Source organism: Flavobacterium sp. KMS (assembly GCF_000813005.1).
Lineage (GTDB): Bacteria > Bacteroidota > Bacteroidia > Flavobacteriales > Flavobacteriaceae > Flavobacterium.
In genome coordinates this window covers 42,270-68,225 of the sequence record NZ_JSYP01000015.1, presented here as the reverse complement: position 1 = coordinate 68,225, position 25,956 = coordinate 42,270, and the positions used below count along the sequence as shown (strand labels likewise).

Here is a 25,956-nt window from a genome sequence, read left to right as displayed (position 1 = left end):
CTATTTTAAATAAATATAAAGGGGAATTGCCATGAAACCTCCTGTGATAATTAGGGTATATCCCCATCCAAATACTTTTACAACTTTTACATATTTAGGATGATAAAGTCCCATTGTTCTCGAGGCACTAAAAAAACCATGTAATAGGTGGAAACCTAATGCTATAAATGATACCTCATAAATTATTACATACCATAGTTGCGAATACGATTGTACAACAATTTCATATAAATCCTTATTTCCTGCTGCATCTACAGGCAGGTTAGTAAATTTATATACATACCAAAAATCCTTAAAATGTATGATAAGAAATAGGAGTAGGATGGTACCTAATATGCCCATGTTTCGACTATTCCATGCGCTGGCAAAATTTCTTTTGTCATAATGGTAGTTTTGTTTACTTGCAGTATTATTTTTTATAGTAACAATTATTGCATAAATTGCATGTCCGATTAAGGATAAATACAAAACCCAGGAAATAATTTTTATAAACATATTGCCTGACAATAATTTAGAGTACCAATTGAATTGTTCTCTTGCCTGATCTTCGGGTAAAAAAAGTTGTAAGTTACCAAGCAGATGTATCACAAGAAAAAAGCATAAGAAAAGGCCTGTAGCTGCGATAATCATCTTGTTTTTTAAAGTAGTAGATTTCATTATTTGCAAGATTTTTTAAGACTTAATATTAAGGGAATCCTAATTTACTATAATTCATTTAATTTTAGATTGAATCTTTTAATTAAAAACGTAAAATGGAATGGGTGTAAATAATCAATATCATATTTTTCTGAAAAAAAATGCCTAAAAATTAAACATTGTTTATTCTTTAATATTTAGCCATAATATTCTATTAATAATGAAGTATTAAAAAATAAGCACCCCTGTTATTATGTAATAGGCAAATATTTAAGAACAAACAAATTATTTTTTGTAAGATTTTGCGGTATTTATTTTTATATTTGTTTGTATCAACGATTTTGTATACTAAATCTAATCTTAGGAATTGTATGAAAAAGATACTTTTTAGCCGACTGATATTATTGTGTTTTAATACAAGCTTTGTTATAGCAATAAGCCTAATCCGATTAGAATGGATTAAATTTTTTAGGCCCGTCTACAATACCACAATGCAATTTTCTAATAGTTTATCTAGATAGAAATTCTAATTTATCCTATACCGTTGTTAATACATCTGTAATGGAGTAATTATATAAACTATTCCCAAAAAGAAAATAATTAAACTTCGTTATTATCCCCCCTTATTTATATAAATTATGAAACAAAACAAACTTTTACTATTGGTTCTTTTTTGTTCCTGTATGTTATTGAGCAATTTATTAAATGCCCAATTAATGGCTGTAGAGTCTAAAGATACTTTAAATGGAAAGCCCAAAGTTACAGCCAGACTTATAGGAAGACTTAAATTAAATGGTATTTATGATATTAAGGGAAGCCTTAGTGGTAATAGTTCGTTTCTTATTCATAATAATGATGTTTCGGGTTTAGATATACCTTCTTTTAGTATGGATATGAGACAGTCGCAATTGCGTTTTGTTAGCACGATACAATTAAATAATGGTAAAGAATTAAAATCAATGTTAGAAGCAGATTTTGAAGGTGCTAATAATACGTCTCAGTTTAGGCTGCGTCATGCTTATGTTCAGTATGATCATTGGACAGTAGGACAAACGTGGTCAAATTTTGGAGATTCATCCTTATGGCCTTCACCATTACTAGATTGGGATGGACCTACTGGTATGGTACTTTCTCGTAGGATTCAAGTGCGTTACACAGGTCTTTTTAAAGAAAATGGACATACTTCTTTTATGCTTTCGGCAGAGTATATGGAGCCGCGCCGTTTGTATGATTATACGTTAAGTCCAACTCATGGTGTAGATTATGCTCCCTCTAGAGCTCCCGATGCTGTGGCTGGTATACGATATGCTTTTGATAACGGAGGTTTCATGAAATTATCAGGTCTTTATCGCAGTATTGCTTATGACTCTGAGGATATTGCAGCAGGAAAAACAGAGTTTGAATTTGATTCTCAAAGTGGTGGTGGTGTTACTGCCATGACAAGTATATTTTTTAGAAAAAAATCAGGTTTAGTAAATAATCTACAAGCACAATGGACAATCGGTAAGGGAATTAGTGATTATTTTCTAGCTGTAGGAGGATCAGGTCTTGATGGTTTTGCCAGATCAGATTTTTCAGGAAAACTAGATCTATTACCTGTACATGCTGGTTTTATTTCGTACGAACGTTTCTTTAATAAAAAGTTTCACTCGATGGTTATGGCTTCTTACAATCATTTTTATGATGGAGCAGGCACACTAGCAGGTTGGGACCGAATGACAAATTATCAGTTTACGCTTAACGCATCGTATGACTTCTTTGATTTTCTAACAATTGCACTTGAACCACAAATAGGGTACAAACAATTGCAATATGCCGATGGAAGTACACAAGGAGCTAACGCCGTTCGCATCAATTTTGGGATGCTATTTAATTTCTAATATCAGGATTAACCAAATAAATATTTTAAAAAATGAAAAAATTAGTACTTGTATTTTTGTTGTGTATTGCAACATCTTTGGCCTTTGGACAACAAAAGCCCAGAATCATAATTCTTGCCACGGGTGGAACTATAGCAGGCGAAGGAAAATCTTCGGATAGAGCTGGATATACTGCGGGTAAAATTCCTGTAGCTGATCTTATAGGAAGTATTCCGAGTATAAACGCTATTGCAGATATTAGCGGAGAACAAATATCTTCTGTAGGTAGTCAGGATATGAGTATTGAAATATGGAAAAAACTTGCAGTACGTATTAATGAAATATTTAGTAAAAACGAGGCAGATGGTGTTGTTATAACGCATGGTACCGATACTCAGGAAGAAACAGCCTATTTTCTTGATTTAGTTTTACCGCATGAATTACCGGTTGTAATTACAGGATCAATGCGTCCGGCAACAGCTATAAGTGCAGATGGACCTAAAAATCTTTTTGATGCTATTACTGTCGCTGCAGATCCTAAAAGTAAAGGGCGTGGTGTATTAGTATCTTTTAATGAATCTATCTACGATTCCAGAGAAGTTACTAAAACTAGTACAACAAAAGTAAATGCTTTTAGATCACCAGATTCTGGTCCGCTTGGAGAAGTATATGATGGTCGTGTAGAATATTACAAATCATCGGTAAGAGAAACAGCAAAAGAAGGACCTTTTGAAGTAAATAAAAACACAAAATTACCTAAAGTAGAAATTGTATATATGTATGCCGATGCCTCTCCAGAATATATAGATTATTTAGTAAAACAAAAAGTAAAAGGTATTGTAATAGCTGGTGTTGGAAACGGAAATTTCTCTAAAGCTTTTACCGAAGCTATAAAAAAAGCGACTAAAGCAAATATAGCAGTTTGTCGCTCAAGCCGTTGTCTAGAAGGCAGAGTAGTGCTTGATGGAGAAACAAATGACAATGAACTTGGTACAGTAGTATCAGATAATCTTAGTCCGCAAAAAGCAAGAATATTATTGATGCTTGGACTTACAAAATCAAAAAACAAAAAAGAACTGCAAGATTATTTCTTCCGTTTTTAATTTCCTTTAATAATTTAACACATTACATTATGAGTAACTTTCGTACAGAACATGATTTTCTTGGAGAAAAAGAAATACCAAACAATTGTTATTATGGAGTACAGACAGTACGTGCCAAAGAAAATTTTGATATAACAGGAATTCCTATTGGATCAGAACCTTTATTTATTAAGGCTTTTGGTCATGTAAAAAAAGCTGCAGCAATGGCCAACAGAGATCTTGGTGTATTAGATGCAAAAAAGGCTGAAGCTATTATTTATGCTTGTGATAGATTAATTGCAGGAGAATTTGCAGACCAGTTTATAAGTGATCTTATTCAAGGAGGAGCAGGTACATCTACCAATATGAATGCTAATGAGGTAATTGCCAACTTAGGATTGGAATATATGGGACATAAAAAAGGAGAGTATCAATACCTTCATCCTAATAATGACGTAAACCTTTCGCAAAGTACAAATGATGCCTATCCATCGGCTTTTAGAATCGCAATTTATCTTAAAATAGAGTATTTTACAGAAGCCTTAGCGCAACTGCAAGATGCATTTTTTCAGAAAGGAAAAGAGTTTGCTAATGTTATTAAAATGGGGCGTACGCAATTACAAGATGCTGTACCAATGACATTAGGACAAGAATTTAATGCTTTTGCAACAACAATAGGCGAAGATGTAATTCGTTTACGCCAATCAGAAAGATTGATTACAGAGGTAAATATGGGAGCAACTGCCATTGGTAGTAAAGTAAATGCTCCAGAAGGTTACCCTGAACTTTGTGTAAAATACCTTGCCGAAGTAAGTGGAGTTCCTGTTACACTTGCAGGCGATTTATTTGAAGCTACTTACGACCCAAGTGCTTTTGTAGAAGTAAGTGGAACTTTAAAAAGAAGTGCAATTAAATTGAGTAAAGTTTGTAATGACCTTCGTTTATTAAGTAGCGGACCTCGTTGTGGATTTAATGAGATTAATTTACCAGCGCTTCAGCCAGGATCTTCGATTATGCCAGGAAAAGTAAATCCTGTAATACCCGAAGTAGTAAACCAAACTTGTTTTTATGTTATTGGTGCCGATTTAACGGTTACAATGGCAGCAGAAGCAGGACAATTGCAATTAAATGTAATGGAGCCAGTAATTGGGTTTGCCTTGTTTACATCATTAGAGTATCTTACTAAAGCTTGTAATACCTTAAAAGATAAATGTATTGTAGGTATCACGGCAAATGCTGAACATGCAAAAGATTTAGTAATGAATAGTATTGGTATTGTTACACAACTTAACCCAATTTTAGGATACGAAGCTTCTTCAAGTATTGCCAAAGAAGCACTTAAAACAGGTAAATCGATACACGATATTGTAGTAAACGAAAGAAAGCTCATTACGCAAGACAAATGGGATGAGATTTATTCGATAGAAAACCTTATTAATCCTAAATTCATCACTTCATGATATTAGTACAGTTCGCTATACTTATGGCCATGATCCTTATAGGGTCAAGACTTAAAGGGATAGGTTTAGGAGTTATGGGAATGATAGGACTGCTTATTTTTGTCTTGTTTTTTCATATGCGCCCTGCTGATCCGCCTATAGCGGTACTTCTTATCATTTTAGCCATTGTAACCACAGCTGCCACATTACAGGCAGCTGGAGGTTTGGATTATTTGGTGAGTATTGCCGAGATGATTATTAGACGTAATCCGAAGTATATAACTTTTATAGCGCCATTTACAGTTTACTTCTTATGTCTATTTGCAGGAACAGCGCATATAGTATATTCACTACTTCCTATTATAGCCGAAGTATCAGCCAAGAAAAGAATACGACCAGAACGACCGTTGAGTATATCTGTTATCGCATCACACATGGCACTTACGGGTAGCCCAATGAGTGCAGCAACGGCTTCATTGGCAGCAATACTAGCTTATTCTACAGCAGTTGTAGATATAATGAAAGTATGTATTCCTGCTTGTATGATAGGTATTATAGCTGGTGTTATTTCGGTATGGAAAAAAGGAAAGGAACTTAATGATGATCCAGAGTTTATCGAAAAAATGAAAGATCCTGAATTTGCTGAGAGTATAAACAAAACATCCGAAACAAATAGAGAGTTAAAACCAGGTGCAAAAACAGCAGTATTTATTTTTGGTAGTGCCATATTACTCATCATATTTTTTGGAGCATTTCCGCAATTTATTCCAAATGTTGGAGAAGGAACTGCAGGATTTGCAGTAGGAGCAGATGGAGCAATTAACCTTACAGGATTAATAATCATGATAACATTATCGGCTTCGGCATTGATAATGATAATTACCAAAACACCTCCAGTGTTGGTAGCAAAAATGAGTTTGTTTACATCAATGGCTACTGCAATTGTATCAGTGTTAGGTGTAGTATGGATGAGCGCAACTTTTATGGGAGCAAATAATGCTTTAATAGAAAGCACTTTTAGAGATATAACATCAGAGTATCCTTTTACTTTTACCTTTGCCTTGATTATTATGGGAGCATTGACTTTTAGCCAGGCTGCTACAACAAAAATTATGATGCCAATAGGATTGTCTTTAGGAATTGGTCAGCCACATCTTATAGCGATGTTTCCAGCTGTAAATGCCGACTTTATATTACCGGGTTATCCTACATTAGTCGCAGCCATGGATTTTGATCGTACAGGCACAACTCGTATAGGAAAATATGTTGTTAATCACAGTTTTATGCTTCCCGGACTTGTTACCATTGCTGTAACTATCGCTTCAGGTTTTTTATTAAGCATGTTTTTATAGTACTTAATTAATGATTTGTTTTTCTTGTTTCATAATGCAAGAAAAGCAAATCATTACTAATTTTAAACCTATAAAGTTTCGATTAAGAATTTAAAATTAGCAAAAGATTTTTTTCACGCAGATAGTACAGATTAGAGCAGGTTTTTTAGTAAATGAATTTGCATATATCAGCTTAAATTTTTTGAAATCTGCGTGAAAGAATACTTGCACCTTTTTAATGTTGAATCTACCTATGTGTCAAAACTAATTACAATGAACAGATTAATTTTGAGTATTGTGGAATCTTTTTTTTACTTGAAGTATTACTGCTACCATTACTACAGGAAGCAGCTGCTAAAATTCAAATTAGCAATCTATTACATCTTTACTATAAAATATTTTTTTATATATTTGATTTTATATATTCGTTTTTAATTAATTCGAAATACTAATTTTTAGTGCTTTTTGAATAATACTAAAAACGTTTTTTTTGTTTAAAAGAATTTCTTGCCCCAGAAGTTTTTTTAGGATTGTCGCCGTAAAAAGCACCAAAAATAACCTACTGTATAAAACAAAATGATCAAATTTAGAATTAGATTTTTATGTACCTCTATTTTATTTGTAACCTTCGTACTTAACGCTCAAATTAAGAAAATAGGTGTTCCTTTTATAACAAATTATAGTCCTAAAACCTATAAAGCAGCTTCTGAGAATTGGGATGTTTTACAAGACTCTCAAGGAATGATGTATTTTGCCAATCATTTTGGTTTATTACAATTTGATGGAGTAAGATGGGGGATAATTACGCAGCCAGAAAACAAGAGTATGGTTCGCTCCCTCGCGATAGATAAAAACGATAAAATTTTTATAGGTGCACAAGGCGATTTTGGGTTTGTAACCAAACAGTCAAATGGTCAATACGATTATACATCTTTAGTTAAATTACTTCCAGTTTCATCCAGAAATTTTAGTGATGTATGGCATACTATTGTTTATAATGATGAAGTAATTTTTTTCTCGTACGAAGCTCTTTTTATTTATAAGAATAATAAAATTCAAGTTATAAAAGCTACTACGAGTTTTGATGAGTTTTTTAAAATTAGCACTAATCTTTATGCATTAGATAATAAGAAAGGATTACTTAAAGTAAAAGATGATCAGTTGATTTCTATTGATGGCGGTTCTAAATTTGCAGGAATGAAAATCCTGAAGCTATTCGGAACCGAAAATAACCTAACAGTATTAACTCAAAAAGACGGTTTTTTTATTTATAAAAACAATCAATTAAACCCTTTAAAAACCGAAGCAGATTATCTTTTAAAACAAAATCAAGTTTCTGTTGGCATTCTCCTTCCAGATGGATATTATGCTATTGGAACACGAGAAAATGGGCTCATTATTATTGATAAAAACGGACACTTAATTCAGCATATCAATAAGCAAATGGGTTTGCAAAATGAGTATGTTACCAATCTTAAACTCGATGCAGCTGGTAATTTGTGGGTAACACTTAAAGATGGGATTGCGCTTATTCAAATTTCTTCGCCATTATCAAGAATTCTGGATACCACAAACTTCGAAACCAAAATATATTGCAGTCAGATTTACCAAAACAAGTTATATATAGGAACGGATAATGGATTGTTTTGGTTGGATTGGGAGAAATACAAACTTGGGCAACACGGAAATATACATTTTCAGCGTGTGGCAGGAATGTCTGAAACGGTATGGAACATTGGTGTTTTTGATAATGTACTTTTGGCTTTCGAAAAAAACGGAATATTCGAGATAAACGGAAGTGCAGCAAAATTAGTTGCAAAAACAGATGGAGCATGGCAAGGTGTAGTTATGCCAAATCATCCCGATTTGTTACTAGTTGGAGGATATTCGGGATTATATTTATTAAAAAAGGCAAATCAATCTTGGGTATATCAGTTTAAAATTAAAGGCTTTAAAGAAAGTAGCAGAGTAATTACAATTGATAAAGAAGATAATATTTGGATAGCACATGGATACAAGGGAATCTTTAAAATAAGATTGAATAATACGTTTGATAGTATTGCAAGCATGCATTTTTATGACAAGAAAGACGGTTTTCCGTCGAGTATATTTTTGAATACCGTCAAGTTAAATAATCAAATCCTTTTTGGTACTACAAAAGGGGTTTACAAGCAAGATCCCTCTACAAAACGAATGGTTCCGGATGCTGTTTTTAAAAAGTATTTGGGTATGAATAATCACATCAGATTGCTTAAATCCGACAATAAAAGCGCTATTTGGTATGTTTCGGGAGATAATACAGGAAGAATCAATCAGAAAAAAGACGGAGGTTTTTCTATAGAAGAATTGCCTTTTAGGAAATTGAGGTATTTATATATTCCTGGCTTCGAAAACATACAAACTACTCAAGAAGGAGATGTATTTTTTGGCACTCAAGACGGATTGATTCATTATAATAGTATTAAAAATAAAAGCTATGGTTTAAAATACAAAGCAGTTATATCCGAAGTAAAAAGTGTTTTTCCAAAAGACAGTCTATTATATTCATGCAGATACGATGTTCTTTCGGCAAAGGAAACAACTATAAATGATAAATTTTATCCAGTTTTGCCTTATTCTAAAAATGCACTTCATTTTTCGTTTGCTGCACTTTGGTATGATGATGCCGATGGTACAAAATACGAATATTGGCTAGAAGGTTTTGAACCAAAATGGTCTGATTGGGGACCACAAACAGAAAAAGAATACACTAATCTACCCGAAAACGAATACACTTTTCATGTAAGAGCCAAGAATATATATGATGTAGTAAGCGAAGAAGCTGTTTTTAAATTCGAAATTCTGCCGCCTTGGTACAGAACGAGTTGGGCTTATATCACGTATTTATTCCTTTTTGGAACTCTAATCTATGTAATTATTAAATATCAAAAAAAATTAGCAGAACGTAAGCGTCAACAATTAATTCTAGATCAGGAAAAAGAACTATTGCTAAACCAAGCAGCATTTAATGAGCAAAAACTGTTATTAGAACAAGAAAACATGAATGTGATTCGTGAAAACTTAGAAGCTACAATTAATCTCAAGAATGCCAAAGTAGCTTCAAATACAGTCAATTTAATACATCTTAATGAAATTTTATTATCTATAAAGGAACTTATTAATCAAATTGATAAAAAGAATGATTCCGCTATAAATTTGGGTTTCTTAACCAAAATCAACCGAATAATTGATCATGAATTGCAAGGAGATAAACATTGGAATGAGTTTGAAGAAATTTTTAATCAGCTTCACGATAATTTTATCCAACGCTTAAAAGCAAGTTATCCCGAATTAACGCCCCGCGATATGCGATTATGTGCTTATTTGCGTATGAATTTCAATACCAAAGAAATAGCACCACTTTTAGGCATCTCGGTTAGAGGGGTAGAAGATACTAGATATCGTATCCGTAAGAAACTCCAACTTTCATCTGAAGCAAATATTACGGAGTTTATACTCAACTTTTAAAGCTTAACTGCAATCTTAAATTGTCTATAAATGAACACGGATAGGGACGCGGATGATACGGATTTACAAAAGTAAAGACGCGGATTAAAAACGGATTTTTAAAAATAATAGATAGAAAATCCGTTTAATCCGTGTTCCTTTTTGCCACAGATTAAAGGATTAAACAGATTCTAATTCTTTGCGAACTTTGCGTAAACCTTTGTGCCCTTTGCGGTTAATTTTGCCACAGATTAAACGGATTTTAAAATTAATTACGGTCAATGAACGGTTTAATCCCCAAGAAAACCTCATTTATTTTACTGTATTGATAAGTTTTTGTAGTGTTTGTTTTTTTAGCACCGTAGTCAAACCGTACTTATGAATGTGAGTTTATAGCAGTTTGTTTGTTAATATTGTGAGTTATTAATAAAAAAAGAATCTATTTTTTACAGATAGTTCTTTTTTGAGTTTGACAATTTTTAACCCCAAAAAACAAAAAACTATGAAACAAAAAAACTTTTTTTTCGGCCAACCACCGAAGAACAACCTACAATTTTTAAAAAAGCTTATTCTGATGGCATTCTTAGTAATGTCACCTTTTATTAAATTACATTCTCAATGTAATACACTCGTTTGGGCAGATGAGTTTAATGGTACTACAATCGATGGTAGTAAATGGCAAAGTATTACTGGTAACGGTTGTCCATCACTTTGTGGTTTTGGTAATGCCGAAGCACAAAGATATAATCCAAACCAGGCAACGATAGTAAAAGAGGGTACAAATAGTTACTTAAATATCGAAGCTAAATATGAGCCAAACTCACAATTTCCTGATCAGCCATATACCTCTGCAAAGCTCACTACAGAAGGGAAATATTCTTTAAAATATGGAAGAATTGAAGCGCGTATGAAACTATCTTCGGGCGTGGGTGCATGGCCAGCTTTCTGGATGTTGCCAGAGGGAGCAACTGGAACATGGCCTTTTACAGGTGAAATAGACATTATGGAAGCCAAACATAAAAGTCCAAAATCGGTAGATGGAACATTACATTACGATGCAGGCGGATATCATTATACGGGTAGAAGTTATGCATCTCCAACGGATTTATCTACAGACTTTCACGTTTATGCTGTAGAGTGGGGACCAAATAGTATAAAATGGTTTATAGATGGGAATTTATTTCATGCAGCAAGTCCTAATACTACTGTAAATGGTGGATGGCCATTTAATGACAATAAATTTTATATCATTTTAAACTTAGCAGTCGGGAGTTTAGGAACGCCTTATACAAGTGTAAATGGAGCAGGAGTAGCACCTAATCCAGCTGATTTTCCTGCAAAACTATTAGTAGATTATGTACGAGTTTATGACGGGAGTTTTGCCAATGGTGTAATTGGAGCTGCAAAAGTATATGCCAATGCAACCAACAAAACATATTCTGTAAACGCTATTGCGGGAGCAAATTATAATTGGACAGTTCCATCTGGGGCAACAATAACTTCAGGACAAGGAACCAATGCAATTAATGTAAATTGGGGAGCAACAGGAGGAGATGTTTCGGTATTGGCAACAGTAAATGGATGCGATAATAAAACATATAAAATAGCTGTAACTACAGAACCGCCTTTGCCTGTTGAGAAAATACATGAAGATTTTCAGTCTAACAGAAATATAGTTTATCTAAATAAAACAGGAGTTTTAACCGAGGCAGTTGCAAATCCGTCGGCTACAGGCGTAAACACATCTGCACTTGTTGGGAAATATGTTCGTAATGCTTCAGAGATATATGATGTATTAAATATAAAAAACATAACAATTACCAATGCCAATGATTATGTGTATGGCAGAAAAAGACTTTCATTTGATATTTATACCTCTGCACCAGTAGGGACAAAAATATCAATGCAATTAGAAAATAGTTTGGTAACAACAGCTATTAATTATCCTTCAGGAAGACATAGTGGTTATAAAGCTACTACAACTGTACAAAATAAATGGGAAACGATAGAATTTGAATTTGAAAAAGTAATAGATGCCAATACAAGTGCTTTGTCTATTAATAATGTAGTATTCTTATTTGAGTCCAACTCTAATTCTGGAGCGACATATTATTTTGATAATTTACTCACAAAAGCCGCACCCGAAAAACCAATTATTGCAACCGATATTTTACAAAATTATGACGGTATCAATAAGATTATAAAAGGGACTACGACAGGAACATATTCTGTAGTTGCTAATCCTGGTGCAAATTCGGTTAATGCTTCTGCAAATGTGGCAAAGTATGTTCGTAATGTAACCGAACAATATGACGTGTTGTTTTTTAATACACAAAATAGTATCGAAGATGCAGGTTTATTAAAGAACCAGACGAATAAAATAATGATTGATGTTTACACATCAGCACCAATTGGAACAGTTGTTAGTTTGAATCTGGAAAATAGTTTAACATCGCTTCCTGCAAATTTTCCAACTGGAAGAAACAGTAGTTATGTGGCAATGACTACTAAACAGAATCAATGGGAAACACTTACCTTTTATTATAATTCAAGCCCCGATGAAGGAACTTCAAACTTGGCTATAAACCAAATGGTAATCTTGGTTAATTCAGGTTCTTATACAAGCGACACGTATTATTTTGATAATATAAGAATTGGTTCTACTAAACTACCAGATACTTTTACGGCAGGAGTAGTTTATGAAGATTATCAAACAATACATAATATTACTTTTAGAGATGCCATCGGAACCTATACTCCAAATACGGTTAATCCTAGTGCAAGCGGAATAAATACGTCATCATCAGTTGGTAAATATGTTAGAAAATCAACTGAGTTATATGATAACTTTTCGTTTACTACAACTTTAAACAATATTGGAGATTTTAAAAAAGGAACTAAAAAATTTGCAATAGATGTTTACACTTCTGCACCAGTAGGATCTGTTATTTCTTGGCAAGCAGAAAGTAGTGCATCAATCCCATCTAATTTTCCTGTAGGAAGACATAGTGTATATCAGGCAGTTGTAAAACAAACCAATACTTGGCACACGCTAGTTTTTACATATGCAAGTGCGCCAGATGCATCTACATTAGATAATGAGGTAAATCGCTTTGTGTTTTTATTCGAACCAGGAACGAGCTCTGGAAACACCTATTATTTTGATAATATCCGAAGTGTAAATTTGGTTACAACAGATGTTCCAAATAACGATGTTAATTTGGCTTTGGCTAAACCAACTTTAGCTTCAAGCGAAGAAAATGCAACTTTTTCTTCTGCGAAAGCGACAGATGGAGATGCGGGTACAAGATGGTCAAGTAGTTTTGCAAATACAAGCGAATGGGTTTATGTAGATCTACAAAATAATTACAACATTAATCGTGTTGTTCTTAAATGGGAAGCTGCCTACGCAACACAATATAAAGTACAAATTTCTGCGGATAATGCTTTTACCGAAAATGAAACTGTAAACACACAAACTGCTAGTGATGGAGGTACAGATGATTTAGTCGTAAGCGGAACAGGAAGATACATCCGAATTTTATGTACATCCAAAGCGTTGACTCCTTATGGTTATTCATTGTTTGAGATAGAAGCTTATGGATCAGCTTCGACAGCAAGAATGTCGGCTACAGTAACAAATGAAATTCCCGAAGAAGAAACTACAGGTTTAAATATATATCCAAATCCTGCTAGTAGTTATATCCAAGTTTCATCATCTGGAAAATTAGATAATAAAATGATTACCGTTTATGATTTATCTGGTAATCCTGTGTTACAGAATAAGGTTGATGCTAAAGCAAATGAAAGCGTTATTGATATAAGCAGACTTTCTAAAGGGATTTATATTCTAAACTTTACATCAGATCAAAAATCCTGGACTAAAAAAATCATTAAAGAATAATTAAAACTTGTTGGTTGTAATAAGCTTAAATAATTATAACCAACATTTAATTCAATGTCATTAAGTTAAGCTTTTGAACTATAATTTTTCTCGAAAAGACGTCAAGTCGCAAAAAAAATCAAGCCTAAACTTTGCGACTTTGCGTCTTTGCGAGAGATTTATTCGGCAAAACATTACAGCTGTTTTCTTAACTTAATGATATTGTATTCACGCCTACTAACTTTTGAATATATACTATTACTAACCCCAAAAAAACTTTAAACATGAGGAACTTTAAATTTAAAAAAATCCCTTTTATCGCAGTAGTATTATTTATGCTGCTATCGAATTTTATGTACGGACAAGGGCCGATACCGTTTACAATAAACAACACATCTACATTTAATGACAATGAATTGTACGTAGCAATTGTAGGTATTGATTATACAACAGGCAACCACGTTTGGGTAAATGCAAAAACAAGTCAGGTATTACCAATGAGTTCATCATACAATACCGTTACAGGACCTACTATTGGAGGAAATACAGGACCGGGACAAAACTCAAAATACGCTAATTGTTTTACCAAATTGAGTGAAATTCCGAATAAAACATTTACGTTGCCTCAAATTGCAGGTTGCAGGGTTTTTATAGCCAAAGGACAGCAGTTGTATTTTTACTTTTTTGGAGCCAATGGAGCACCATCTGGATATACATCGCCAAATCCGTTAAACGTAACAGATCCTAATCAAGGTATTTTATACGAAATTATAGAACTTACTAATAATCAATATGGATTTTTTGGTAATCCATCTAGAGTAGATTCGTATAAATACCCAATGGGACTTGAATTATTTGGAGCCAATGGATACCAAAAAAGAGTAGGGGAGTTAAAAAAGCATGCCGACATAGTTGCAGCATTCAAAGCCAATGTGCCATCACAATTTCAGGGTTGTGTTAATGATGCAACTGGCGAAATTACAGCACCATCCAAAACTCCCGCTTTCGCAGATGGAACAGGAGGGACTACCGTTGGCGCTCAAGCTAATTATTTAAAACCCTATATTGATGCCATCTGGACTAAATATAAAACAGAAGATTTAATATTTTATGCAGGAGACGCAGGTGTTTTTAAAGGCAGAGTAATAGGCGAACAACTAGAAATGGTTGGGCAATCTGGAGGTTTTGTAGGACGTACAGGAAGAGTACAATATCGACCATCAACTCAAGAAGCACTTGAAGGCAAAGGTGTATTAGACAGAAGACTGGTTGATGGTGATTTGGATCTTGTAATTCAGGCACAATTAACAGCAGCAATTAACAGACATGTAGTAAATGTGACTACTCCAAATCCTGGACAACAAAATTGGTATGATGCATCAAAATTCTACCAAGTTAACCCAACTAATCATTATTCTAAATTTTGGCATTTGCCAGGTATAAGTGTTGATAATCTGGCTTACGGATTTGCTTATGATGATGTTGCTGATCAATCTCCGTCACTTCATACTACTCAACCTACTAAAGTAATTGCTGTTTTTGGAGGATATGGAGGATCAACACCTACAACGTCATCTTCAACTTTAATTCAAGCCGAAAATTATTCATCCATGAGCGGGATTCAAGTAGAAGCTACAACAGATACCAATGGAGGTTCGAATGTTGGATATACTGATACTGGAGATTGGATGGCTTATAATAATATTAATTTTCCAATGACTGGAGCATATTTAATAGAATACAGAGTTGCAAGTGCTGTAAATGGTGCAAAAATATCTTCGGATTTAAATGCAGGAACGATTCCCTTAGGAAGTGTTAACATTCCAAATACGGGAGGTTGGCAGAATTGGCAAACCGTATCTCAAACAGTAAATGTAAATGCTGGTACTTATAATTTTGGAATCTACATTCAGAATTCAGGCGTAAACATTAATTGGATTAAAATAACTAAAACAGGAGCAACAGCAAGAGTAGCTTCAATAGACACAAAAATCGAAGAACCGAGTTCGTTAATTATTTATCCAAGCCCAGTAGAGAATACACTTTTTTATACAACAGATCTAGCAGGAGGAGATGTTAGTATTATTGATTCTCAAACAGGTACTGCAGTTTCTGGACAAAAATCAACAGATAATAGTATAAATGTTTCGCATTTAAAATCAGGAATTTATTTGATTATCTTTGAGAAAGATGGTAAAAAAATTGTCAAACGTTTTATAAAAAAATAGTTTCAGAGAAATTATTTTAACCTTATAAGTGATATAAGTAAGTATTAGAGTTATAAATCAGCGTAAGCTTAAATGAACTTGCATCACTTATATGGTTAATTTTTAGTGTAAATTTATGTAACCTACTATATAAATTAATTTATTTCAAATCCTACTAATTTTAAAAACAAGCCCTATGAAAAACAATTACAAAACAATACGATCAAGATGTATAATCATTTTGATGTTGGGAGTTTTCAATTTGTCAATTGCCCAGAAAAAAGTAATAGCTTACATCCCTAACTGGATTGACCTTAATGCATTTTCAAGTAGCGTTCAATACAGTAAATTAACCCACATTAACATTGCATTCGAAAATCCAGATGCCAATGGATATTTATCTTTTAATTCAGGAAGTAATACAATTATACAAGCAGCACATGCCCAAAATGTGAAAGTTTTTGTATCCCTAGGTGGAGGTTCTGTATCTGAAGGTGGTGCAATTCGCGACAATTATTTTAATCTGATAAAGAGCGCTAATAGGACTGCATTTATTCAAAAAATATATGATTATGTAGTTGCTCATAATTTTGATGGTGTCGATATGGATTTAGAAGGTCCAGCGATTAATGCAGATTATGGAGGATTTGTAATTGCTCTTGCAGCCAAATTACATGCAAATGGTAAGCTAATTACAGCAGCACTCTCTGAAGGATATGGAGGCGCAAATGTACCATCATCTACCTTTGCCGCTTTTGACTGGATTAATATTATGGCTTATGATGCTACTGGTCCTTGGGCTCCGGGAAGTCCGGGGCAACATTCTCCATACAGCATGGCGGTTAACCAGTTTAATTATTGGACAGGCAGAGGATTACCAGCAAGCAAAGCTATAATTGGTCTTCCGTTTTACGGATACGGTTTTGGAAGTTCTGCAAATCAGGGAATCTCATACGCTAATATTGTAAATACGTATCCTGGTGCAGAAAATACGGATCAAGTTGCCAGCACAATTTACTATAACGGAATTCCAACAATTAAGCAAAAAACGACATTTGCGATTCAAAATGCGGGTGGAGTTATGATTTGGGAATTATCTCAAGACGCTGTTGGTTCAAAATCATTGTTAACAGCTATTGATCAAGTAGTAAATGCAGGGCAACCACCAGTAGGTTCTGTTTTAATTCAAGCAGAAAATTACTCATCGATGAGTGGAGTTCAAACAGAAGCTACAACAGATACAGGGGGAGGATTAAATGTGGGGTATGCCGATACAGGAGATTGGATGGCATATTCTAACATTAACTTCCCAACATCAGGTTCATACGTAATTGAATATAGAGTTGCAAGTGCTGTAAATGGTGCCAGAATATCTTCGGATTTAAATGCAGGTACAATTCAGTTAGGTGCTGTTAACATTCCAAATACGGGAGGTTGGCAAAATTGGCAAACTGTATCTCAAACGGTAAATGTAAATGCAGGTACTTATAATTTTGGAATCTACATTCAGAATAGTGGAGTAAATATTAATTGGGTTAAAATCACTAAAACAGGATCAACTGCAAAAGTAGCTTCTTTAAATTCGGAAATAGAAGAAACAGATTCTTTAATAGTATATCCTAGTCCAGTAGAGAATACGCTTTTCTTTACAACAGATGTTACAGGTATTAATGTTAGTATTGTAGATTCTCAAACTGGAGCTGCAATTTTAGGACAAAAGATTATTAATAACAGTCTTGATGTTTCAAGTTTAAAAGCAGGAGTATATCTGATTGTTTTAGATAAAGATGGTACAAAAACTGTAAAACGTTTTATAAAAAAATAGCATTTTGACTATTCCTCACAATTAAAAAGCCTGATTCTACATAGAATCAGGCTTTAGTTTTATAAACTGAACTTCTTTTTTTTGAGATTAAACCCCTAAGTTTATTGACTTACAGTAAATTAAGTAGTGTACTTAGTTTAGTACTTAATTTTATTTAAAAATAATTCATTTTTTCCATTGTATAACCGTAAAGACTACGTATCTTTGCACCCGAAACAACGCGGGATAGAGCAGTAGGCAGCTCGTCGGGCTCATAACCCGAAGGTCACAGGTTCGAGTCCTGTTCCCGCTACTAAGACAAAAAGCTTCAGAGAAATCTGGAGCTTTTTTTCGTTTTGATATGTTTGTCCATGTTTTGTTCACGAACGGGACGCTCGTGCAAGTAGAGAACAAAATCCGTTGTAGTTGCTGTTATAGCCAGTGGTTATTTATCCGTTTCACTTTTCCATTCGTGTTCAATATTTGTCATAAGCAATGCGTTGTCAAAAGTCACCGAACCTTTTGGAAAAATATCTTCGTTTTCAAAAAAGCTTGATTTTACATTTTGAACGTTAAGAGGTCGAACTTCCCAATTGTATGCTTTCAATCTTAGTCCGTCAAATTTATCTTTGTTTAGTGAATATCCAAGGTCACCATTTTCAAAAAAGTCTGAAGCATTATTTAATGTTTCAAAAATTGAATTATCGCTAAATACTTTTGTTTCCGTGGCATCAATTAATATTTCGGTGTTGTCTGAACTCTTAAAGGCAATATGATAATTTCCGTTTTTTTCAGCTACATTAAATTTCGCGTAATAGTGTTTGCCTGGAAATACTCGTCCACCAACAAGTGTGTTTAATTTTAATGAAGTGTCTCTGCGTGGAATATAAACTCCTGATTTTGTCTCACCATTTTCATCCCATTCCACCGCAATTCTGTGAGCGCCATTTTCAGAGTTTACACCAACAAAGTCAGGAAATCCTTTTGGTTTTATGTTTTTCAGTCTGATTAAGCAAATTCCAACGATAGCTTTGTCTTTGTATAGTTTTGGTCTAAAAGGAAACGGAATAATTTTCTCCACCGATTTTGGGTCAGCTGTGAAGTTGATTAAAATTCTTCTGTCCATATATCCGTGTATTGTCGGGATTATCATTGTTGTTTCGGTTTTTGTACCATTGGCTATAACGTCTTGGCACTACAGCGGGTTTGGGATTAAATTAAGATTTATGTTTTTGGATTTGCCAAATAATCCCTAATACAAAACTGACTTCCATTAAGCCAATTGTCTAAATTGCTTGTAGCGTGTGTTGCCATACGTTTTTTATTCTAATGTTAAGTTGTTCTCATTTACAAAATCTTTCAAGTCTTTTTCCCAACCAGGAAATTTTTTAAATTCCTCTTTTCTGGTTTTTATAACTTCAAAACCTTTATTAAAAGTTTCTTTATCGTTTAATAATTTAATTGCTTCCATTATTGATAACAAACCATAAGCAATTTTATTTATTTTGAGTTTATCAATGAATGAATTTTTAACTATCAATAAACTTTTATTGTCGTTTAATTCTTCAACAAAATTTGGCAAACCTAAATCCTCGCTTTCGATTATGTTGTTTTCTAAAGCTTTTAAATATTCTGCGTTAGATATTTTTTTTAACTCGTTTAAGATATGAATTAATTTACCTTCTTTATTCCAAGTCAAACCACTTTCCATATTTTCTACGAAATCACTATCATCGTAAATATTTTTATGAATAATTTCTGCTTTTCCTTTTAGCATTAAACCATTGAAAAGGAAATTTTTTGTTTCTATTTTTGAATGTTTTTTTTTATAATTATCCAGAATATTGTATGAGATTATTTTATTTGTAAGCCATAATTTCTCTAAAGTTGGATAAAATAATTCACATTTATTCATTTCAATTTGATTGTAAATTGTACTTAAACAGTAATTTCCACAATCATTATTCTTCAAATCTTCAATTTTGAGTTGAACAGCTTTTTCAACTGTTTTAACAGTTTCTGGAGTACAGGATTTTGCTAAAGCAAACATATATTGAAAATCGTCAAATTTTATATTGTTTTCTAATATTTCTCTGAATTGTTTGTTTGGAAATTCTTCAATTGCTGGTAAAGCATCTATTCCGAAGCTTTTAATTAATTCTATATCATTTTCTTTTTTATATTTTGCTATAGTAACTAATAGGGCAGAAGACTTATTTTCTGATACAATTTTTCTTATTGGTTCATAGAATTCTTCATTTTGCGGAATCCAATAATTTATGCTTTCCAACAATTTTACATTTATTGGATTTTTATTTAATATTTTATGAACTAATATTTCTTTGTTTGAAGTTATTTCATCTTTTGAATAGTTTCGATTAAAAGTCAAGCTTTGAAACATAAAATTCGGGAAACTTTCATTGCTTGATAAACATTCAGTTGAATAAACTAACGTGTCTTTTGAATCAATCAAATTATCATAAACATCAAATACTTTTTTACTTTTGCTATTTATTAATGTTTCAATTGAAATTCCTTTTATAAAAGTGTTTTTACCATTTAATGAAAGATAAACTAATTCTTCTTCAGTTGCTTTTTTATTTAACAATTTTGAAATTGAATCATTTTTCCAACCCATTGCATTGAAAGTTTTATAATCCTCAAAAGGTTTAATAAAATTTTCTAATTCTTTTGTTATTTGAGAGTTGCAATTAATGAAATTGAACAGTAAAATACTTAATATTATTCTTTTCACGATTTTTTAGGTTAAAATGTCTGCCAACGTCTTGGGACTACAGCGGGTTTGGGACTAAATTAAGCCCTTTCTTCGAATTTGACAAATCATCCCAAATACAAAACCATCTTTCCATTAAGCCTATTGCCCAAATCCGTTGTAGCATCTGTTGGCAGTAGTTTTTTTATAAGATTTGGGACTTTGCCGTTAAAATATAATTCTTTAATGATTCTTTATTAAAATTGAATTTAGATTTTTTAAAGATTACAAATTTAATTTCTAATAGGTCAAGCAACTTTATTTCAATTATTTTTTCAAAAAGATTTTCAATATAATACGATTCCATATTACCACTTAAATAAGCAAAATTATTTTGTATGTTTTTCTTATTTAAAATTTTATCTCTAAAAACTAAAAATTGCTTTTTTACCTCAATCTCATCAAGTTTCTCAAATTTTTCGTCAAATATTGATTTTATATATTCGTCTGAAAAAAGAATTTCACTATACTCATCATAAATTTTTTGTTCAACAATATGCAAATCTCCATAGTCAAGGAAAGGGCGTCCCTGTCCTATAAATTTTGAACGAATTTTAATTCCATTTTCTATTCTACTAAAACCAAAAAAGTCAATTATATCATTTAGCACAAAAATCCAAACATTACTCTTTGGAAAAATTTCCGAAATGTCTTTTTCTAAACTTGTCAACTCTTTTTCTTCATTAACATTTTCAAAGAAAATTTTGTCAAGTAAAATCAATGTTGAATTTTTAATAAATGTTATTGAAAGATTTTTTGGAGAAAGTTGATTAATCAATGATACTTCAAAATCTTTTGAATCGTAATTCACTTTTGAATCTGGAAGATAATCTATTAAAATTCCTGTAATATTTAATGACATGATGTGTTTTTTAAAATTTCTGCCAACTTGTGTATATGTCTGATAAAATTCGACTTATCTACCCTAAAGTGGGGTGCTATGTCTGACAAATGTCAGTGTTTATTTGTTTTCAAAAATAGGATATTTACTTAACAATATTCAAACGAACTTATATTTGTTGAATCCTTTAGTACATATATGAGTGCAATTTCAATAGGTATAAAATTTATGTCAAGCTAATTCTTGTTTAAATTCTAATTTAATTCTACTTTCTGAGAATAAAATAAGAACTAAATAAACAGACTTTTATTCCACTGATTCAATATTATAAATGACTAAGATCAAATTTAAACATGGAAATCAATATAAAATAATATTTATTTTTTTAAGTCATCCACAAAATGGTTCGAGAATTGTCTCGTTAGGGCTACAAAGACAAAGCTTCAGAGAAATCTGGAGTTTTTTTTTATGCAGTAATTTTTTCGTCTGTCATCCTGAGCGAAGTCGAAGGAACGCAAAGGTAATTACGCAAGAAATTCGTAGAAAGCAACTCTTGCTTAATTACTTTAGATTGTGGGTGCGAAGTCAGGAGACATTCGCACAGCGTTTAATAAGAACTCTTCGAAGAACAGGACAGTTTTATTTCGTCCGTTTTGCTTCTATCTTCTTTCCATTCTGTAATAAAAACAAATTTGAAATTTCTCCTTTATCGCTCTTTTCAAACTGAATTTGTGCATCTACTACTTTGTAGAAAAATAACATTTCACTTTCTACAAATATCGGGAACACCTTTTGTCCTGTCAATTGTGAAAAAAGTTGGTCTTTATCTAATGAAATTTTGATTTCAAAATCTTTTTCAACTGCATAAGTTCCAACAAACTTTTGAAGTTCTTCAGTAGTAATACTAATTTCTTTTCTGATTTTTTGCACAGGCAATGGTTTATTATATAGAATTTTTCTAATTGCTTTAGAAGGAATTGAAACGTTGTTGTGATTTTGAAGTATTATTATTGTTTTATCATTTGTAATATGTCTATCGATAAAAGTTACATAACCTGGCCAACCCCCATCATGGTTTGCAATTTTTCCAAAATCAGCATTTTCTTCAATTCCCCAACCAAAACCATAATTCCTTTTAGCTCCGTCTTTCAAAGTTGCTAATTCAAAAATTGATTCCATTCCCTCTTTTGTGAGTAATTTATTGGTATATAATGCTCTATCCCAAATCAATAAATCCTTTACAGTTGAATTAACTGAGCCATCTCCAACAACACCATCAAGCCAAATAACAATTTTAGTTTCTTTCAATTCGTCTGGTAAAACATATTTTTTCAAACTATCTGAGTAAACATAACCAAAAGCATAATTGTCAATTTTCTTTGGCGATAATCTACGATTGTTAACAAAGGTATTTTTCATTTTCAACGGCTGGAAAATAGCTGTTTTTAGATAGTCAGCGTATGTCAAACCCGATGCTTTCTCAATTATTGATGCCAATAGTGCATAGCCCGTGTTGCTATATTCCCATTTAGTATTTGGCTCAAATACTATTTTTGGTTGATGCTTACTAAATATATTAATTATGTCTTTGTTAGTGGCAATTTTAGATTTGTCAAATAAACTATCCATAAGCTGCATATAGTCTGGTAGACCTCCAGTATGATTTAATAAGTTTCTTACAGTTATGCCTTTATAAAAAGAAAGTTCGGGTAAGTATTTTTTGATGTCATCGTCCAAATTCAACTTCCCTTTTTCTTTAAGTATCATTATCCCCATAGCTGTGAACTGCTTTGAACAAGATGCCAATTCAAAAATCGAATTTTCGTTTAATTTATCTTTTGTTGTTTCGTTTGCAAGTCCAAAACTACGACTATAAATAACTTTTCCTTTTTCTGCAATTAGAAAATTCCCATTGATTTTCTCTTTTGAATAAAGAGAATTGAGTAAACTGTCAATTTTTTGAATTCTGTCTTGTCCAAATGCAAGATGTGCAATTAAAAGAAGTCCGATTGTAATTGTTAATTTCATTTTTTTATTTCTTGTTAATTAATGTAGTTGAGATGTTTCGCAAAATTGCCACCAACTTATTTATATGTGTGACAAAACCACACAAAGTCCCCAAATTTGCTAGATATGTGTGATAAATTTCACACTATATTTATTTTCAAATATATATTTTTTTTTCACTACAATTTTCAAAAGGCTTTTTAATTTGAGTGATGCTTTTTGGCATTTATATGAGTGGTAAAACAAACAACAAGCTGAAATAAATTAAGATACGCATGCTAAAATACAGTAATAATCTAAGATAATCTGGTTAGATATTTGAATGCTTGCCGTACTAAAAAAGCTTCAGAGAAATCTGGAGCTTTTTTTTATGCAGTAATTTTTTCGTCTGTCATCCTGAGCGAAGTCAGGAGACATTCGCACAGCTTTCCATGAGAACTCTTCGGGGAGTAGGGTAAAATAAATATGTAAACTTATTTTAGGACGAGACAAACGTTTGAGGCACGAATTGCAAATCCGTGCTATCGGGTATTCAAAATGATTTATAATAAAAAAATATAATCAAACATATTATAGTTACAGTTGCTGATAGTATTGTAATATAAAGTCTGACTAATTTTTCACCAAAAATATTTATCCAAAAGAACATTCCTCTTTCATAATAATTTCCATTTTTATTTATAATCCAATCCCATTTTCTAATACTCCCTATAAAAAATAAAAGTGAAATAGCAGAAATAGACAGATAAAAATATTCTGGGTTTTGTTTTATGAAATTTGAGAATATGTCACTATATTTTGTTAAGTATTCATCCATTTTTTAATAATTATTTTTGTCAGGCAAGTGGTCGTGAAAGCATGACACATAACGTCTCAGTACTACTGAGGATTTGATAGTAAATTTAGTCCTATTCTGGGATTTACCAAATACCAAATTAACTTGCCATTATGCCTATTGCTCAAATTCGTTGTAATAGTTGTTACTGACTGGTTTAGTTTTTCAAAATTTTAAACACTACATTAACCATAAAAATTATCTGAATCAAAATCATACTCATAATTGCGCCAAAGCAAGTGTATGACAAATACATATTTACTTTTATGGATTTTATTATTTCTTCAAATGTTTGAGGTGAATAGCTGATTTTTTTTAATAAAAACCAAACCAAAATTAATCCTCCAATTGAAATAATTGAATGCATATAAACAATCCAGCTACTCAATTGTATTCCTCTTTTATGTAAAAAGAAATAAATTATTCCAAGGATAAAATATATAAGTGACAATAGAATTCCTAAGTGAGAATTCTGAATTATGTAATAAGTATCTCCAATATTTACGTCAAAAGTTCCTTTCGGTTTATAAAATGCGAAAGCAAGAATCAGAAGAATTGTCGAAAAGAAAAACAAATGTGTTTTATTAATTATAATGTTCATTTTAAAAATAGTTCGTGTTAAAACTTGCCTATAACGTTCCCTTGCTACAAAGGGGGTACTAAATTAATCCCAATTCTCAGATTTACCACATGAGCGATATCGAACAAGCGAAGTAAATTATCCCAAATACAAAACCAACTTTCCAGTATGCTAATTACCTAAATCCGTAGTTGTAGCTGTTAGCGTTTTTTACCATTCTCTGGGAGCAATCAGTTCTTCTCCATCAGCATTGAATCCATATGCTTTAGCTATAAAGTCAAAGTCTGCCCCAATCGATTCTCTAGCACCAGTTTCAATATCGCTGTTTTGCTCAAAGAATTCGTTTTGTAAATCATTTATTTTTATAGTCGCTGTATGTGTTAACTTATAAAGTTCGTCAAGATTTTTCGGCGATGTTTTTTCAATATCAATGCATAGTTCAATAAGAATTGTTTTCACTTTGTCAACGAGAAATTTTGGAAAATATGAATCAGCATACATATCTTTTAAATAAGCATAATTTTTCATTTTCTCATTTTTTAAATTTTCTTGGTTTACAATTGCGTTTTGATTTTTCAATTGCTGACCATTACAGGAAAACAAAATCAGAGAAATTATTACAATAATATGTCTTTTCATTTTTATAAAATTAGTACTAACTTATTTATGTGTGTGACAAAACTACACAGAGTTATCCAAATTTAAGTAGCTATGTATGATAAATTTCGCACATTATTTATTTTCATTTTTTTTCACTACAAACTATCAAATAGACTTTTAATTTGATTGATGCTTTTTGGCACTTATATGTGTGGTCATGCAAACAAAAAGCAAAAAATAATTAAGATGTACATGCTAAAATACTGGAATAATCTAAGATAATCTGGTTAGATATTTGAATGCTTCCCGTACTAAAAAAAGCTTCAGATTTATTTGAAACTTTTTTTATGTAGTAAAGTATCTTGAAATTTAATAAGTAAACTTATTCTAGGATGAGATAAACGTTTGTGCATAAGGTTGCAAATCAGCGTTATCGGGTATAATTCATTTTTTTCATTGTATAACCGTAAAGACTACGTATCTTTGCACCCGAAACAACGCGGGATAGAGCAGTAGGCAGCTCGTCGGGCTCATAACCCGAAGGTCACAGGTTCGAGTCCTGTTCCCGCTACTAAGACAAAGCTTCAGATTTA

General features: G+C 32.3%; 15 protein-coding genes and 2 tRNA genes. 10 read left to right on the top strand and 7 right to left on the bottom strand.

Annotation, left to right across the window (positions count from 1 at the left end):
- The gene (locus OA93_RS15800) at positions 1–657 is read right to left on the bottom strand and encodes a succinate dehydrogenase cytochrome b subunit (protein WP_039114364.1); all 657 of its coding nucleotides are present in this window, start codon (positions 655–657) and stop codon (positions 1–3) included.
- 617 nt (positions 658–1,274) lie between these two features.
- Between OA93_RS15800 and OA93_RS15795 the strand changes: the two genes are divergently transcribed.
- The 9 genes from OA93_RS15795 to OA93_RS15755 all read left to right on the top strand — a co-directional run bounded on the left by OA93_RS15795 (position 1,275) and on the right by OA93_RS15755 (position 18,040).
- Positions 1,275–2,516, top strand: a complete 1,242-nt coding sequence (locus OA93_RS15795; RefSeq protein WP_131474489.1) for a DcaP family trimeric outer membrane transporter — start codon at positions 1,275–1,277, stop codon at positions 2,514–2,516.
- A gap of 32 nt (positions 2,517–2,548) precedes the next feature.
- On the top strand, positions 2,549–3,598 hold the full coding sequence (locus OA93_RS15790) for an asparaginase (RefSeq protein WP_039114361.1): 1,050 nt from the start codon (positions 2,549–2,551) through the stop codon (positions 3,596–3,598).
- 29 nt (positions 3,599–3,627) lie between these two features.
- Positions 3,628–5,037, top strand: a complete 1,410-nt coding sequence (gene aspA / locus OA93_RS15785) for an aspartate ammonia-lyase (protein ID WP_039114359.1) — start codon at positions 3,628–3,630, stop codon at positions 5,035–5,037.
- Positions 5,034–6,368, top strand: a complete 1,335-nt coding sequence (locus OA93_RS15780; RefSeq protein ID WP_039114358.1) for an anaerobic C4-dicarboxylate transporter family protein — start codon at positions 5,034–5,036, stop codon at positions 6,366–6,368. Before aspA ends, OA93_RS15780 begins: the two co-directional genes overlap by 4 nt.
- A 555-nt stretch (positions 6,369–6,923) precedes the next feature.
- Complete coding sequence (locus OA93_RS15775) at positions 6,924–9,854, top strand: triple tyrosine motif-containing protein (RefSeq protein WP_039114356.1); 2,931 nt, start codon at positions 6,924–6,926, stop codon at positions 9,852–9,854.
- A 553-nt stretch (positions 9,855–10,407) separates the two neighbouring features.
- Positions 10,408–13,737 carry a family 16 glycosylhydrolase gene (locus OA93_RS15770; RefSeq protein WP_240474740.1) on the top strand — a complete coding sequence of 1,110 codons (3,330 nt, stop codon included), beginning with the start codon at positions 10,408–10,410 and terminating at the stop codon, positions 13,735–13,737.
- Positions 13,738–14,000: 263 nt separating this feature from the next.
- Positions 14,001–15,944 (top strand): beta-1,3-glucanase family protein, encoded by a 1,944-nt coding sequence (locus OA93_RS15765; RefSeq protein WP_039114354.1) that lies wholly within the window; start codon positions 14,001–14,003, stop codon positions 15,942–15,944.
- A gap of 175 nt (positions 15,945–16,119) precedes the next feature.
- Positions 16,120–17,748 (top strand): glycosyl hydrolase family 18 protein, encoded by a 1,629-nt coding sequence (locus OA93_RS24175; RefSeq protein WP_052259472.1) that lies wholly within the window; start codon positions 16,120–16,122, stop codon positions 17,746–17,748.
- Positions 17,749–17,967: 219 nt separating this feature from the next.
- Positions 17,968–18,040, top strand: a tRNA-Met gene (locus tag OA93_RS15755).
- Positions 18,041–18,172: 132 nt separating this feature from the next.
- On the opposite strand, the gene OA93_RS15750 is transcribed toward OA93_RS15755, so the two are convergent.
- The 6 genes from OA93_RS15750 to OA93_RS15720 form a co-directional block, all read right to left on the bottom strand.
- Positions 18,173–18,880 carry a DUF2071 domain-containing protein gene (locus OA93_RS15750; RefSeq protein WP_039114352.1) on the bottom strand — a complete coding sequence of 236 codons (708 nt, stop codon included), beginning with the start codon at positions 18,878–18,880 and terminating at the stop codon, positions 18,173–18,175.
- A gap of 168 nt (positions 18,881–19,048) precedes the next feature.
- Complete coding sequence (locus tag OA93_RS15745; RefSeq protein ID WP_039114351.1) at positions 19,049–20,482, bottom strand: hypothetical protein; 1,434 nt, start codon at positions 20,480–20,482, stop codon at positions 19,049–19,051.
- Between the two features lie 163 nt (positions 20,483–20,645).
- Positions 20,646–21,362: a hypothetical protein gene (locus OA93_RS15740; RefSeq protein WP_039114350.1), complete on the bottom strand. Its 717-nt coding sequence runs from the start codon at positions 21,360–21,362 to the stop codon at positions 20,646–20,648.
- A gap of 618 nt (positions 21,363–21,980) precedes the next feature.
- Entirely contained in the window at positions 21,981–23,369 is a 1,389-nt protein-coding gene (locus OA93_RS15735; protein ID WP_039114349.1) for a serine hydrolase, read from the bottom strand.
- Positions 23,370–24,340: 971 nt separating this feature from the next.
- Complete coding sequence (locus OA93_RS15725; protein WP_039114347.1) at positions 24,341–24,784, bottom strand: hypothetical protein; 444 nt, start codon at positions 24,782–24,784, stop codon at positions 24,341–24,343.
- Positions 24,785–24,973: 189 nt separating this feature from the next.
- Positions 24,974–25,402: a DUF5713 family protein gene (locus OA93_RS15720; protein WP_240474739.1), complete on the bottom strand. Its 429-nt coding sequence runs from the start codon at positions 25,400–25,402 to the stop codon at positions 24,974–24,976.
- Positions 25,403–25,861: 459 nt separating this feature from the next.
- On the opposite strand from OA93_RS15720, the gene OA93_RS15715 reads away from it, so the two are divergent.
- Positions 25,862–25,934 (top strand) — tRNA-Met (locus OA93_RS15715).
- The last annotated feature ends 22 nt before the right edge of the window (positions 25,935–25,956 follow it).